The organism is Ruegeria sp. TASC047 (assembly GCF_059612445.1).
In genome coordinates this window covers 415,273-430,457 of the sequence record NZ_JBXWQP010000019.1, presented here as the reverse complement: position 1 = coordinate 430,457, position 15,185 = coordinate 415,273, and the positions used below count along the sequence as shown (strand labels likewise).

The window sequence follows — 15,185 nt, the reverse complement described above, 5'->3', positions numbered from 1 at the left end:
TTACGCTTCCTGCACGATTGGCCCCGGAAAACTACGCTTGTCGGCGGAAATCAGCACATGGCCATCACACTCAGGGATACGTTTGGCGACAGCAGGTCGCAGCCTCACATGCAGGCCATATCGGATGCCGGTCGATCTCATGAGACGCTCCTTCAGCCTGCTTCGGTCAACGTCAAAAGTTGCATTGAATCGCGGTAGTTAGACATTGCCCAAAGATGGAGGTCGCCTTTACAACCTGCGCGCCGGGAATACCCGGTTCCGCACCAAACAGGCCTCCTGATCCGCAGGTACTTTCAACAGTTTCGAGCCTGCCGCCCTGTTGTGGCAGGTATTGCAGAGGCACAATCTTGTAAAAGGAATGCCGAGACATGCTGCGACATTTTGTCATGTCTTCCCTAACGGCACCCATTACGTACCCTAAAGAGGGGGAGAGCAGTCCTAATCGCTACATAAGGAAAGCTCATACATGATGAACTGGACGGATCTGACACAAGACTGGAATGCGGCCTACGCGCGTGCAAAGCGGCGTTTTCCGAATTTGCGTGACCAGGACATGATGCGCGTATCAAAAGACCGTAAAGGGTTCGAAGCCTATCTGGCAGAGCGTCACCAGTTGACCATGAACGAAGCTCATGAAGAGGTCGAAGATTTCCTGTTCACCGAAGGTCTGAACAGAGAATTCTGCCGCGCGTCGCTAAGCAAGTGATGTTACCCAAAGGATTGTCGCGTCTTCGTCGCTGACGGAGATTACGTTGTGGCCCATGCTGCCATCGTAATAGGCGCTGTCACCCCTGCGCATTTCAACCGGCTCATAGAATTCGGTATAAAGCCGGACAACACCGGTCAGAACATACATGAACTCTTCGCCATCGTGGCGCACCCAGCCGTCGAATTCGTCCATGGATCGCGCCCGAACCCGCGCACGGTAGGGCAGCATGTGCTTCTTGGTCAGGGTTTCGGCCAGCAACTCATGCTCGTAGGTCGTTGTCGCGTGGGCCGCCCCTTCGCCCATCCGGGTAATCGCCATCCGTCCGATGACCTGGTCCCGCTGCGGCGGTGTGAAAAGCTGAGGCACCGAGATTTCCAACCCAACCGCAAGCTTTTTGAGCGCGTCATAGGTAGGTGACATCTGCCCATTCTCGATCTTGCTGAGCGTCGAACGGGCCAAACCGGCCTGACTGGCGGCCTGCTCCAGCGTCCATTTCCGCGCTTTTCGCAATTCGCGCACGCGCGCGCCAAGGTCCAGCGGTTCAACTTCGGTGTGATCGCCGGAATCGCGGGCAATTCGGATCAGGGATTTGGGATCTTGGGTGCTCATGCCATTCTCTATAGGCTTGGCCAGCCGCGCTTGCAACGCGCCAGACACCGCGTTAGCCAATGGCCATGTTATCTGTCTTCGATCAGGGGGCGCCCGCGCCCTGCCCCGCACCGTTCAATCTGGCGGCGCATGTCCTTGGCCGCGCCGATCAGGTCCCTGACAAAGTGGCCCTGTCGGTACTAATGCCCCACGGCGCGCAGGACTGGACCTATCGCGACCTGCAATCTGCCGTGTTGGGCACAGGCGCGGGGTTGCTGCAATCAGGTCTGACACCCGGCGATACCGTTCTGATGCGGCTCGGCAATACGGTGGATTTCCCGATTGCCTATCTGGGCGCGATTTCAGTGGGTATCATTCCGGTGCCGACTTCGTCGCAACTGACGGAACCCGAAACCGCCAGAATGATCGACGATCTGTCCCCGGCTGCGGTTCTTCGTGATCCCGCTGTCTCATGCGCACCTCATCCCAGACAGATCGAGTTGGATGCATTAAAGGCCATGCGCGACATTCCTCCCGCCAGCTATGACCTGGGCGACCCCGAGCGCATGGCATATGTCGTCTACACCTCGGGAACGTCGGGCAGTCCGCGTGCCGTGGCCCACGCCCATCGGGCAATCTGGGCGCGGCAGATGATGGTCCATGGTTGGTATGGTCTGCGCGCGTCCGATCGGCTGTGTCACGCCGGGGCGTTCAACTGGACCTATACACTTGGCACCGGGCTGATGGACCCGTGGACCATCGGCGCAACCGCCTTGATCCCGGAACCGGGCACGGACATCTCCGCCCTGCCCGCTCTGCTCCGCCAGCATCGCGCAACGATCTTTGCCGCGGCACCGGGGGTCTTTCGCAAATTGGTGCAAGAGTATGAGCAAATCAGCTTACCTGACCTGCGCCACGGTTTATGCGCGGGGGAAAAGCTATCGCGCGCACTGCACGAGAAATGGCTAAGCGCCACCGGTACGGAATTGTTCGAAGCCTATGGCATGTCTGAATGCTCGACCTTCATATCCTCCAGCCCGGCCCATCCCGCACGCGGCGACGCATTGGGGCACCCGCAACCGGGCCGTCGCTTGGCCATTCTGGGCCCGGACGGCCCGGTGCCGCGGGGGCAAGAAGGCACCATCGCCATTCACCGCTCTGACCCTGGATTGATGCTGACCTACCTCAATGCACCGGATGAAGTTGAAACCCGGATGCAAGGCGAATGGTTCCTGACCGGAGATCAAGGGGCAATGGCAGTGGACGGCCAGATCAGTTATCTGGGCCGGGACGACGACATGATGAATGCCGGAGGCTACCGCGTGTCCCCGGTCGAGGTCGAAGCCGCCCTGTCCCGTTTTCCCGGCATCACGCAGGTCGGCGCGGCCGCGGTCGAGGTCAAACCGGACACATTTGTGATAGCAGCCTTCTATACCGGCCCGGAAAAGCTGGACGATGCAGCCCTGCGCACCTATGTCGAGGCAAACTTGGCACGTTACAAACAACCACGCGCCTTCATCCACCTGTCTGCGCTGCCCACCGGTGGCAATGGCAAACTCCTGCGCCGGGCGTTGCCGGCCTATTTCGAGGCACCAGCCACATGACCCAGACCGTCAAGCTCGACATCCTGTCCGATCCGATCTGCCCGTGGTGCTATATCGGCAAAACGCATCTGGACAAAGCATTGGCCAATGTGCCCGAGCACCCTTTTGTCATCGAATGGCATCCGTTTCAGTTGAACCCTGATATGCCGGACGCAGGTATGGATCGTCGCGAATATCTGGAACGCAAGTTCGGTGGCAAGGACGGTGCCGTACGTGCTTATGCGCCCGTGGTTGAACACGCTGAAAACGCCGGTCTGAAGATTGACTTCGAAGGCATGAAACGCACACCTAATACGCTGGATGCACATCGCCTGATCCATTGGGCCGGGATCGAAGGCAAACAGAATGCTGTCGTCGATGCGCTGTTCGATGCCTACTTCGTTCAGGCCCGCGATATCGGCGACCCCGAGGTCCTGTCCGACATTGCAGACAGTGCCGGAATGGACGCTGCGGTGGTCATGAAGCTGCTGAAATCCGACGCTGATCGCGAGGATATTCGCAACCGCGATACTCATTCTCGTGAAATGGGCGTCAGTTCGGTCCCGACCTACATTGTTGCCAATCAACATGCCGTTCCGGGTGCTCAACCGCCTGAAATGTGGGAGAAAGTGATCGCTGAAATCATGTCTCAACTTGACACTTATCCTGCAGAATAGCACAGAGGTCTGTGCGAATTTCCAGTCTGGTCTAACCTGACCCGCCATGATAGCGCGAACAGGTTAGGAGTGCTTCATGGCCAACCGCATGTCGAAGGCGGAATTCATTGCGCTGATCGCAATGATGTTCGCCACTATCGCGTTTTCGATCGATTCAATGCTGCCCGCCCTGCCTGAAATCGGCGCGCAGCTTAGCCCTGATGACGTCAATCGCGCCCAACTGATCTTGACATCCTTCGTTCTGGGAATGGGTATCGGTACATTCTTTACCGGCCCGCTATCGGATGCGCTGGGGCGCAAGCCAGTGATCTTTTGCGGTGCGCTTTTGTACATTGCGGCTTCGGCTGTGGCCTGGGCCAGTTCTTCGCTGGAGCTGGTACTGATTGCGCGTGTTGTGCAGGGTCTGGGCGCTGCCGGGCCACGTGTCGTGGCGATGGCCATCATCCGTGACCTGTATTCGGGCCGGGAAATGGCGCGCATCATCTCAATCGCTATGATGATATTCACTTTGGTACCAGCAGCGGCCCCGATGCTGGGCGCGGGCGTTATTGCCCTCTTCGGTTGGCGCGGGATATTCATCTCCTTCGTACTGTTTGCCCTGATCGTCGTGATGTGGATGAGCACACGACTGCCCGAATCCCTGGCCGTCGAGAACCGCCGCCCCTTTCGCCTGCATCTGATGATTGCGGCCGTGAACGAAATGTTTGCCCATCCCACTGTGCGCCTGTCCATCCTTGTGCAGACCTTGTGCATGGGGACCTTGTTCACCATGCTGACTATGGTGCAACCGGTCTATGACGTGATCCATGATCGGGCCGACAGCTTTCCCTTCTGGTTCGGATTTGTCGCCCTGATGTCGGGTTCGGCCAGCCTTTTGAACGCGGCTTTGGTGGTGCGTGTCGGGATGCGCCGGATGGTGACTTTTGCCTTCGGCGCGCAGATTGCCATCACGTCTGTCGTCATCATCCTGAACATGGCGAACCTTTCGCCCGCGATGTCATTTGCCCTGTTTGTCTTCTGGCAGACGATGGTCTTTTTCATGGCTGGTGTAACCATCGGCAATCTGAATGCCATTGCCATGGAACCCATGGGCCACATTGCGGGCATGGCCGCGTCGGTTGTCGGGTCGATCTCAACAGTACTGGCTGCGGCAATCGCCGCCCCGATCGGGCTTCTGTTCAACGGGTCCATCGCGCCCTTGACAATTGGCATCCTGAGTATGTGCGTTCTGGCGTTTGGCCTGATGATCCACATGGGTCGCATCGAAGAAAGGCTGCCTGCCTGACCTGTGAATTGCGGGTGAATCACGCTATCCTACCCTGAAATTACGGGAGGAACTGCGATGAACGATTACTACGATCTGGGCAGCTATTCCTGCCCAGTTTCCACTTCCAGTCCCGAAGCTCAGCTGTGGTTCGACCGAGGGCTGAACTGGACATACGGCTACAATCACGAAGAAGCGGTTATCTGTTTCCAACGCGCGGCCGAGCATGATCCGAACTGCGCGATGGCCCATTGGGGTGTCGCGTATGCCGCCGGACCAAACTACAACCTCCCCTGGGACCTGCTGGATGAGAGAGGTCGGGAAGAAGCGTTGTCACGGGCTTACGACGCGATGCAGAAAGCCCTTAGCCTGCTCGAAGGATGCACTGCCGTCGAACAGGCCTTAATTCAGGCCTTGCCTGCGCGTTACCCGCAACGCGGTCCGGTTGAGGACATGCACCAATGGGACCACGGTTTTGCCGACGCGATGCGCGCGGCATTTGCGGCGCACCCGGACCACCTTGACTTGCGTACCATCTATGTCGAATCACTGCTGAACCTGACACCGTGGAAAATGTGGGATCTGGAAACGGGTCAACCCGCCCAGGGCGCGGCAACGAAGGAAGCGCAAGATGCGCTTGAATGGGCCATGGCGAACGATCCGTCTGCGATGTCTCACCCGGGCCTGCTGCACCTCTATGTTCATCTGATGGAGATGTCTCCAACACCAGAAAAAGCCCTGAAAGCAGGGGATGTCCTGCGCACATTGGTTCCGGATGCAGGCCACTTGGTACATATGCCGACACATATCGATGTGCTCTGCGGACATTACCACAACGTTGTGCACTGGAACGAAAAAGCCTCGGAAGCCGACCTGAAATATTACGAACGCGAAGGCGCGTTCAACATTTATACAGGCTATCGCCAGCACAATTATCACTTTGCCATCTACGGTGCGCTTTTTCTTGGACAGATCGAACCCGCCCTACGTGCCAATCAGGGATTGTGGGATACAACGCCCGAAGAATTGCTGCGTATCGAAAGCCCCCCGATGGCCGATTACTTCGAAAGCTACATGTCCATGGGCCCTCACATCCTGATCCGGTTTGGCCGCTGGGACGAGGCTAAGGCACTGAAACTGCCCTCAGATCCAGACCTGTTCCGCACTCTGACCGCCACAACGCACTACGCGCGCGCCATCGCTCATGCAGCAACCGGTGATATCGCCAATGCTGAGGCCGAAGAAAATCTTTTCCTTGCTGCCAAGGAATGCGTTCCGGAAACACGCAGGCTGCACAACAACCGTGTGATTGACCTGCTGGAAATTGCACGGGAAATGCTGCGCGGTGAGATCGAGTACCGCAAGGGCAACTTTGAAATCGCTTTTGCCCATCTGCGACGCTCGGTCGAGCTGGACGATACCTTGCCCTATGACGAACCCTGGGGATGGATGCAGCCGACCCGCCACGCGCTTGGGGCGCTTCTTTTCGAACAAGGACGACTGTCCGAAGCTGAAAACGTCTATCGTGAAGATCTGGGTTTGGGCGGCACGCTAAGTCGCGCCTCGATACATCCTGACAACGTCTGGAGTTTGAAGGGCCTTTATGATTGCCTCAAGGCACGCAGCGAACAGGTCGAAGTCCTGCAGATCAAACAGCGGCTCGACCTTGCGTTGGCCCGCGCCGACCGGATGGTAGCTGCGTCCTGCTTCTGTGCGCAGGCGGCAATGCGTAGCTAAAATGTCTTGATCGTGCTGACACACGATGCCTCCGGCGGGGATATTTTTAGCCAGATGAAGCAGGGATCCGCTTCTTCATCTGGCCGTAAATATCCCGGGGGAGATGCGCGGAACGCGCAGCGGGGCAGAGCCCCCTCTCACATCTCAACCTGCTTTAACCTTTTTCTGCGCGGCGACCACTTTTTCAGCAAGATCGCGGGCAATTGCAAAAGCCCCTTTGATCTTGTCGCTGTCTTTTTTCCAGTCCCGGCGCACGACGATCTTGTTGTCTTTGACCTTGGCCATACCGCGTTGATTTTGAATGAACTCAACCAGTCCCTGCGGCGAAGCGAATTTGTCATTGTGAAACTGGATGGTCGCGCCTTTCGGCCCGCCTTCGAGCTTTGCGATCCCGGCGCGTTTACACATGGCCTTGATCCGCACAACCAGCATCAAGGTATTCACCTCCTTCGGCAATTTGCCAAAACGATCGATCAATTCCGCAGCAAAGCCTTCCAGTTCGACCTTTGTCGATAGCGATGACAGACGGCGATAGAGTCCCAGACGCACATCCAGATCTGGCACATAGTTCTCGGGGATCAGAACCGGCACACCCAGATTGATCTGCGGGGCCCATTGATCGTCTGCATCTGACAGCCCCTCCATCTCGCCAGCTTTGATCTTGGCAATCGCCTCTTCCAGCATGGATTGGTAAAGCTCATAGCCGACATCGCGCATCTGGCCGGATTGTTCTTCACCCAACAGGTTGCCCGCACCACGTATGTCCAGATCCTGCGAGGCCAGAGTGAAGCCGGCCCCCAACGTGTCCAGCGAGCCGAGAACACGCAGGCGTTTTTCGGCGGCAGCAGTCAGTTTCTGGCGCGGTTTAGTGGTCAGGTAAGCATAAGCACGGGTTTTCGAGCGCCCAACGCGCCCCCGGATCTGATAGAGCTGGGCAAGGCCAAACATGTCCGCACGGTGCACGACCATCGTGTTTGCGGTCGGGATGTCCAACCCGCTTTCGATGATTGTTGTGGCCAGCAACACATCGTACTTGCCGTCATAAAACGCGTTCATCCGATCATCGAGCTCACCCGCTGCCATCTGGCCATGGGCAACCACGTAAGTGAGCTCAGGCAGTTGGTCTTTCAGAAATTCTTCGATCTCAGGCAGGTCCGAGATGCGCGGTACAACATAGAAACTTTGCCCCCCACGATAGTGTTCACGCAGCAGCGCTTCTCGGATTGTGACTGCATCAAACTCGCTGACATAGGTGCGGATTGCCAGTCGGTCGATTGGAGGTGTTCCGATAATCGACAGGTCGCGCACGCCGGTCAACGACAGCTGCAGCGTGCGCGGGATCGGTGTCGCGGTCAGGGTCAGCACGTGAATGTCTGAGCGCAGCTGTTTCAGCCGTTCCTTATGACCCACGCCAAAATGCTGTTCCTCGTCAATGATCAGAAGCCCCAGATTGTTGAACCGTATGTTCTTGGCCAAAAGCGCGTGCGTTCCGATCACGATGTCCACTGTCCCGCGGGCCAGCCCGTCACGGGTTTGCTGGGCTTCTTTCGCCGAAACAAAGCGTGACAATTGCCGCACCTCCAGCGGGAACCCCCGAAAGCGTTCCCTGAAACTCGCGGCATGCTGGCGGGCCAGCAGGGTGGTGGGCGCTACAACCGCAACCTGAACGCCCGACATGGCTGCGACAAATGCGGCACGCATGGCAACCTCGGTCTTTCCAAAGCCAACGTCACCGCAGATCAGACGATCCATTGGTGCGCCGGAATGGATATCTTCCATCACATCCGAGATCGCCCGCAACTGGTCTTCGGTTTCCTGATACGGGAATCGCGCGCTGAATTCCTCCCACGCGTGGGGCGGCGGATCCATGACCGGGGCTTTGCGCAGCGCGCGTTCAGCGGCGATGCGGATCAGCTTATCGGCCATCTCGCGGATGCGCTCTTTCAGCTTGGCCTTCTTTGCCTGCCATGCACCGCCGCCCAAACGGTCCAGCAGACCTTCGTCATGTCCGTATTTCGACAGCAATTCTATGTTTTCGACCGGCAGGTACAGCTTTGCCTGCTCGGCATATTCCAGCAACAGGCATTCATGGGCAGCACCGGCTGCGGTGACGACCTCCATGCCCATGTAACGACCTATGCCGTGATCCACGTGTACAACCAGATCACCGGGGCTGAGCGATTGGGTTTCGGTCAGAAAGTTCTCGGCCTTGCGGCGCTTTTTGGGCTGACGGATCAGCCTGTCGCCCAGCACATCCTGTTCAGCGATCACCGTTAGATCAGGAGTTTCGAACCCATGCTCCAACGCCCAGACGGCAAGGTGCAAGCCGCGTTTTCCAATGCGGGTGCCATTGGCCACATGTATCGCCTCGGCCAACCCTTCGTCTTCGATCAGGCCGGTCAGGCGTTCCCGCGCGCCATCGGAATATGAGGCGATCAGCACCGGTCCTTTGTCGAGCTTTGCAGTGATGTGACTGGCCAAAGCACCGAACAAGCTGATGCTTTCCTGCTGGCGTTCCGGTGCAAAGTTGCGTCCGATACGTCCGCCCGCGTCTATGACACCGGGGCCAGAGGCTTGCGGCAGCGGGCTGAACTGCAAAACCCGACGATCCGCGACCGCCGCCTCCCAGGCGGTATCGTCAAGATACAACAACCCCGGAGGTGTGGGTTTATAGACCGTGTCCATACGGGATCGGTTTTCCAGCGCCAGTCGCCGGGTTTCGTACTGATCGGCAATCGTATCCCAACGCGCCAGACGCGCGGGCGTCACCTGATCATCGACAGTGATCACCGCATCCGGCAAATAGTCGAATAACGTCTCAAGTTTTTCGTGGAAGAACGGCAGCCAATGTTCGATCCCCTGATGTTTGCGGCCCGCGCTTACGGCCTCATACAATGGGTCATCTGTACCGGCGGCACCAAACTCGATGCGATAGTTCTGACGGAACCGGGTTATGGCGGCCTCGTCCAGGATGACTTCGGACACCGGTGCAAGTTCAACGATGTCCAGCTTTTCGGTTGTTCGCTGGGACGCCGGATCAAAGCGTCGCGCACCGTCCAGAACGTCACCGAAGAGGTCCAGCCGAACCGGGCCCGTCTCTCCCGGAGGGAAGATGTCGATAATGCCGCCACGGATGGCGTAATCGCCGGGTTCCATCACCGTTGGACTTTGTGTGAACCCCATACGCACCAGAAAGTTTCGCAGAGCGGTTTCATCTATGCGATGACCAACTCGGGCAGTAAACGCCGCCTCTCGCAAAACCTCCCGTGCCGGGACGCGTTGGGTCGCGGCGTTCAGCGTGGTCAGCAATACATACTGTTGGGGCATCTGGTGAACCAGCGCCGCCAGTGTGGCGACGCGCGCCGCCGAGATATCCGCATTGGGCGAGACCCGATCATAAGGAAGGCAATCCCAGCCCGGAAACACAAAGACAGGCATCTGAGGCGCAAAGAACGCCAGTGCGGAACGCATCGCTTCCATCCGCTTGTCATCGCGTGCGACATGGGCCACCGGCCCCTTGCTACGGGCAATCTCGTTCAGCACCAGCTGCGCGTCAAACCCTTCGGGGGCGCCGCCAACTGTCACGTGGTTCGGAGCCTTCATCGCCTCGCCTTTCAGAATCTTCTATCCCAGAACGCCAATCGAAAGGTTCTGATACATGCCCCAGAACGAAGTGACCAGTATCGAGATCATGCCGATGATCTGGGTATACAGTCGGCAGCGGGAAATTGTTTTTGAGACTGTTTCAAGCGTCAATTCCTGCCGCCGAAGACGCCTTGCATGCACGATATTGACCAAAAGCACCAAGGTCATTGGGAACAAAAGCAAAAACAGGGCCTGCGCGAATTCGACGTCATAATAGAATCCAAGCGTGGCCATCCCGGTAAACAGGAAACACCCAAACGCCAAAAGGATGGTGCCAGACATGTCGACAATCAGCAGAATCCGATTTGTATGGATGCGAACGATGTCCAGCAGATCGGTTTCGACCTGACCTCCGATCCGGCGAGCACGGACAACCAGATCATATGGGATGCCCATCACCCAGTGGCTGGCCGACGACCAGAGTACCGCCAGTACGATCCAGAACCACAGATTCGAAAAGCTGCGCATATCGATGAGTTCAAAGATCGAAGAGTACCAGTCCAAACCCAACCCTTTATTCACACTACTCAGGGGGGTTCCATCTAGGCGCGCGTCCATTGATACCCTTGAGACCTTTGTGAATTCATGCCACCCAATGCACGAATGTTCAAGGAGAACGCGCCATGAAACCGACCATTGCCCCATTTCCCATGACCCGCTTTCGCCGCGCCCGTCAATCACAGGCAATTCGTGCGCTGGTGCGTGAGAACACTCTGACAACGGATGACCTGATCTGGCCGGTTTTCGTACGCGATGGCGAAGGCATTGAAGAGCCCGTGCCCTCGATGCCTGGTGTGGTTCGCAGATCGGTTGACCTGATTGCCAAAGCGGCGGTCGAGGCCCAGGCCCTTGGGATTCCTGCGATTTGCATCTTTCCCTACACCGACCCGGCACTGAAAACCGAAGACTGCGCCGAGGCATGGAACCCCGACAACCTGTCAAACCGGGCCATCCGGGCAATCAAGGCAGCGGCTCCGGACATTGCCGTAATGACGGATGTGGCGCTTGACCCGTATAACATCAACGGTCACGACGGATATGTCGTTGACGGCGAAATCGTCAACGACCAGACCGTCGAGGCACTGGTAAAGATGACGCTGGCACAGGCCGACGCCGGTGCGGATATCATCGGCCCGTCGGACATGATGGATGGCCGGATCGGGGAAATGCGTTGCGCGCTGGAAGGTGCAGGCTATCACAACGTGATGATCCTCAGCTATGCCGCAAAATATGCCAGTGCGTTCTACGGACCCTTCCGCGACGCGGTCGGCGCATCGGGGGCCCTGACGGGCGACAAGAAGACCTACCAGATGGACCCCGCAAACTCGGACGAGGCTTTGCGCCTGATCGAACGCGATCTGACTGAAGGCGCGGATATGGTGATGATCAAGCCGGGCATGCCTTATCTGGATATCTGCCGCCGCGTGAAAGACAGTTTCGGTGCGCCGACATATGCCTATCAGGTATCGGGCGAATACGCGATGATTCAGGCCGCAGCCCAGAACGGCTGGATCGATGGCGAGAAGGTGATGCTGGAAAGCCTTCTGGCCTTCAAACGCGCCGGATGCGACGGAATTCTGACCTATTTCTCTCCTCAGGTTGCGCGCATCCTGCAGGGATAAAGCCCGCAAGTTTCGCGATATTTCGCCGATAAGATTGCCCGATCGGGCAGCTTTCCCGTGACACATCGCCCTGATCGGCGTATCCTTGCCGCCAAGACCGGGATCACCCGGCATATCAGGCACAGTTACAGAGATATAAAACCATGAGCAGTTCCAATTCCCCCCGACTGAATCGTCGCGGCTTTGCCTTGGGCATGGCAGGTCTGAGCTTGACCGCCGCCTGCGGCAACGGTGTCGGCAATTCCAACGCAGCAACAATCGATGCCCGTGTCGACGCCACGCTGACCGAGATGTACAGCCGCTATCCCAACACGGTTGAAATTGCGAACAAGGCCAACGGCATGCTGGTCATGCCGTTGATTACCGAAGCCGGTTTCGTGTTCGGTGGCGGTTACGGTCGCGGCGCACTGCGCATCAGCGGTGCAACAGTTGACTTTTACTCGGCGGTCAAGGGCACGGCCGGGCTACAGATCGGCGCGCAGCAATATGCGCATGTTCTGTTTTTCATGACCGAAGATGCCCTGAACGATTTCCGGCGCTCCAGTGGTTGGACGGCCGGAGCAGATATTGGCTATGTGGTCAGCGATCAGGGCGATTCCCTGTCGACAGACACAACGACACTGCGCTCGCCCGTTCTGGCCGCCATCTTCGGACAGGCTGGGCTTCAGGTCGGTGCGACCGTGGAAGGCACAAAATATACCCGCATTATTCCATAACTCGGGCTTCCCACTTCTTCTGACAAACCCCATCACAGCGGAATGCTGCGGTGGGGTATTTGTTTTCATCCTTTCTGCACAGGTTCTCGCCGCGTTCCTCTTTCGGTTGGACCCGCCATCCACTAATCTCCGCGCAACCTTCATGTACTAGAATTTGGGGCAGTAATGGGTCTTGTTTTCCGCTGGCTGGTGCGCATCGTGTCGGGTCTGATCATGCTGATCCTCGCCGCAATGGGCCTTGTCTATTTTCTGGCCAGCCAATCCCTGCCGGATTATGACCAGACGCTCGAAGTCAACGGGTTGACCGCTCCGGTTGAGATCGTGCGCGACACCGCCAATGTGCCGCACATACTGGGCCAAAATGACCCAGATGTGTTTTTCGGTCTTGGATATGCCCACGCGCAGGATCGATTGTGGCAGATGACGGTCATGCGCCGCACCGCGCAGGGCCGCTTGTCCGAAATCTTTGGACCACGCACCCTGCGCGTCGACAAGCTTTTGCGCCGGCTGGATCTGTACGGCCTTGCCCATCGCTCGGTCGAAGTGCAGGACGACTATACCAAGGCTGCCCTTCGTGCTTATGCGGCCGGGGTCAACGCACGCCTGACCGAGATCAACGACGAGGCCTTGGGGCGCGGCGCGCCTGAGATGTTCCTGTTCAATGCACCCGTCTCGCCCTGGCAACCGGGTGACAGTATCGCCGTGATCAAGCTTATGGCGCTGCAACTGTCCGGTCACCTGACCGACGAGGTGCTCCGGGCGCGTACGTCTTTGATGCTGAGCAATCCTGACAGGCTGGCAGATATTCTGCCCGATGTTCCCGGCCCCGGCATTGCCGCGCTGCCTGAATATGCTTCGCTGTTTCCCAACCTTCCACACTATGCCGCTGGTACGAGTTTTCCTGAAACGCTGCTGTCACCCCTTCCCAAACGCGGGCTGGCGGGGGCATCAAACGCCTGGACTGCTGCGCCTTCGCGCTCGGCAAGCGGTGGAACATTGCTGGCCAACGACCCGCATCTCGGCTTCACAGCACCCGGCGTGTGGTATCTGGCGCATCTTGGTCTGGAAAAGGGAAGCGTTATTGGGGCCTCGATCCCTGGTATTCCCGCAATCATGACCGGCCGCAGTGACCGGTTGGGTTGGGGGGTGACGTCATCCTATCTTGACGATCAGGACATTCATATTGAGCAGCTGAACCCGGAAAACCCCGAAGAATACCTGACCCCGGATGGCTATAAGGAATTCCAGACCCGTCCTTCGATCATTGAAATCAAAGGGGAAGCTCCGGTTACACTGACGCTGCGCTGGACTGAAAACGGGCCAGTGTTGCCCGGTACGGATTACAAGCTGGAAACCATCACACCGCCCGGCCATGTTGCGTCTTTGTCCTGGACTGCGCTCAGCCCGCAAGACACTTCGATGACGGCGTCCATGGCCCTGATGAACGCGGACAACGTGCAGGACGCCGTAACCGTGGCGCGGCAATTCATTGCGCCCTCGCAAAACCTGTCACTGGTCGACAAAACGACAATAGGGATGAAACTGATTGGCGCCATGCCCCGGCGTGATCTGCAAAACCAAAGCCGCGGACGCATTCCGACACCCGGCTGGATCGAAGCAAACCGCTGGCAAGGCCGCCTGCCCTACGCCAACAACCCGGAATTCGTGGCCCCTGCCGGTGGCGTTCTGGGCAACACCAACAACAAGATCATCGACCGCCCGTTCCCGGATCATGTGTCCTACGAGTGGGGTGACACTCAGCGCGTACATCGCTGGGAACGCCTGATGCAATCGCGTGAGGTGCATACCCGCGACAGTTTCATTGAGGCGCAACTGGATACGGTCAGTTTCACCGCGCGCTCTCTGCTGCCGCTGATCGGTGCTGACCTTTGGTACACCGGTGCCTCGGCCCCTGAAGGGACGCCCGAACGACAGCGCCAGATTGCGCTGTCGCTGCTGGCGGACTGGAACGGCGAGATGAACGAGCACCTGCCCGAACCGCTGATCTATGCAGCCTGGGTGCGGGCGCTTCAGATCCGCCTGATTTCGGACGAGCTTGGGCCGCTGGCCAGCGAATTCAAACACGTCGAGCCCCTGTTCATCGAACGGGTCTATCGTGATATTGATGGCGCCGGTGTCTGGTGCGATGTACGACAAAGCGCGCCGGTTGAAACCTGTACCGAAATGGCACGACTTGCGCTGGATGACGCGCTAATCTGGATCACCGAACGCTACGGCAGCGCACTGGAATCCCTGCGCTGGGGTGATGCCCATCAGGCGACCCACGACCACCCGGTTCTGGGGAACGTGCCTATACTTCGGTATTTTGTGAACATTCGCCAATCGACCAGTGGCGGCGACAACACCTTGCTGCGCGGGCGCACGTCGGGCGAAGGGCTCGACCCGTTTCAGAATGTGCACGGGGCCGGGTATCGCGGTGTGTATGACTTTGCCGATCCCAACAGCTCGGTCTTTATTACCGCTACCGGCCAATCGGGCCATTTCCTGTCGCGCTATTACGACGATCAGGCGCAGCTGTGGCGGCGTGGCGAGTATATTCCCATGTCGCTGGACCTTGACCTTGCCCGCGCCGCTGCTGTCGGAGTGACCAATCTGATCCCACGTTAAGCATCAGGGTTTCGGC

12 protein-coding genes are annotated in these 15,185 nt (G+C 58.1%); 8 read left to right on the top strand and 4 right to left on the bottom strand.

Annotated elements, in window-relative coordinates; translation table 11 throughout:
* Positions 1-141 carry a hypothetical protein gene (locus AC2FLO_RS04665; RefSeq protein WP_496751579.1) on the bottom strand — a complete coding sequence of 47 codons (141 nt, stop codon included), beginning with the start codon at positions 139-141 and terminating at the stop codon, positions 1-3.
* A 325-nt stretch (positions 142-466) separates the two neighbouring features.
* On the opposite strand from AC2FLO_RS04665, the gene AC2FLO_RS04660 reads away from it, so the two are divergent.
* Positions 467-706, top strand: a complete 240-nt coding sequence (locus AC2FLO_RS04660; protein ID WP_209503780.1) for a hypothetical protein — start codon at positions 467-469, stop codon at positions 704-706.
* Here AC2FLO_RS04660 and AC2FLO_RS04655 read toward each other — a convergent pair.
* Complete coding sequence (locus AC2FLO_RS04655; protein WP_209503779.1) at positions 695-1,318, bottom strand: helix-turn-helix domain-containing protein; 624 nt, start codon at positions 1,316-1,318, stop codon at positions 695-697. The two genes, AC2FLO_RS04660 and AC2FLO_RS04655, sit on opposite strands and share 12 nt — an antisense overlap.
* Positions 1,319-1,383: 65 nt before the next feature.
* On the opposite strand from AC2FLO_RS04655, the gene AC2FLO_RS04650 reads away from it, so the two are divergent.
* From AC2FLO_RS04650 to AC2FLO_RS04635, 4 genes are all read left to right on the top strand, one after another.
* Positions 1,384-2,901 carry a class I adenylate-forming enzyme family protein gene (locus AC2FLO_RS04650; RefSeq protein ID WP_496751577.1) on the top strand — a complete coding sequence of 506 codons (1,518 nt, stop codon included), beginning with the start codon at positions 1,384-1,386 and terminating at the stop codon, positions 2,899-2,901.
* A complete protein-coding gene (locus tag AC2FLO_RS04645; protein WP_480584548.1) occupies positions 2,898-3,557 on the top strand; it encodes a DsbA family oxidoreductase in 660 nt (219 codons plus the stop codon). The genes AC2FLO_RS04650 and AC2FLO_RS04645 overlap by 4 nt, the downstream gene beginning before the upstream one ends.
* Before the next feature lie 76 nt (positions 3,558-3,633).
* Complete coding sequence (locus tag AC2FLO_RS04640; protein WP_496751575.1) at positions 3,634-4,842, top strand: multidrug effflux MFS transporter; 1,209 nt, start codon at positions 3,634-3,636, stop codon at positions 4,840-4,842.
* 57 nt (positions 4,843-4,899) lie between these two features.
* Positions 4,900-6,558, top strand: a complete 1,659-nt coding sequence (locus AC2FLO_RS04635; RefSeq protein WP_496751573.1) for a hypothetical protein — start codon at positions 4,900-4,902, stop codon at positions 6,556-6,558.
* 144 nt (positions 6,559-6,702) lie between these two features.
* Here the strand turns inward: AC2FLO_RS04635 and mfd are convergent, their stop codons facing one another.
* Together mfd and AC2FLO_RS04625 are read right to left on the bottom strand one after the other, a co-directional pair.
* Entirely contained in the window at positions 6,703-10,161 is a 3,459-nt protein-coding gene (mfd, locus tag AC2FLO_RS04630; protein WP_496751571.1) for a transcription-repair coupling factor, read from the bottom strand.
* A gap of 21 nt (positions 10,162-10,182) precedes the next feature.
* Positions 10,183-10,707, bottom strand: a complete 525-nt coding sequence (locus AC2FLO_RS04625) for a component of SufBCD complex (protein WP_480486469.1) — start codon at positions 10,705-10,707, stop codon at positions 10,183-10,185.
* 119 nt (positions 10,708-10,826) lie between these two features.
* Here AC2FLO_RS04625 and hemB point away from each other — a divergent pair, with 119 nt between their 5' ends.
* The 3 genes from hemB (at position 10,827) to AC2FLO_RS04610 (ending at position 15,169) form a co-directional block, all read left to right on the top strand.
* Positions 10,827-11,825, top strand: coding sequence for a porphobilinogen synthase (gene hemB / locus AC2FLO_RS04620; RefSeq protein WP_496751569.1), 999 nt, complete (start codon positions 10,827-10,829; stop codon positions 11,823-11,825).
* Between the two features lie 143 nt (positions 11,826-11,968).
* Positions 11,969-12,541, top strand: a complete 573-nt coding sequence (locus AC2FLO_RS04615; RefSeq protein WP_496751568.1) for a lipid-binding SYLF domain-containing protein — start codon at positions 11,969-11,971, stop codon at positions 12,539-12,541.
* Between the two features lie 165 nt (positions 12,542-12,706).
* The gene (locus AC2FLO_RS04610; protein ID WP_496751566.1) at positions 12,707-15,169 is read left to right on the top strand and encodes a penicillin acylase family protein; all 2,463 of its coding nucleotides are present in this window, start codon (positions 12,707-12,709) and stop codon (positions 15,167-15,169) included.
* Positions 15,170-15,185 lie beyond the last annotated feature (16 nt).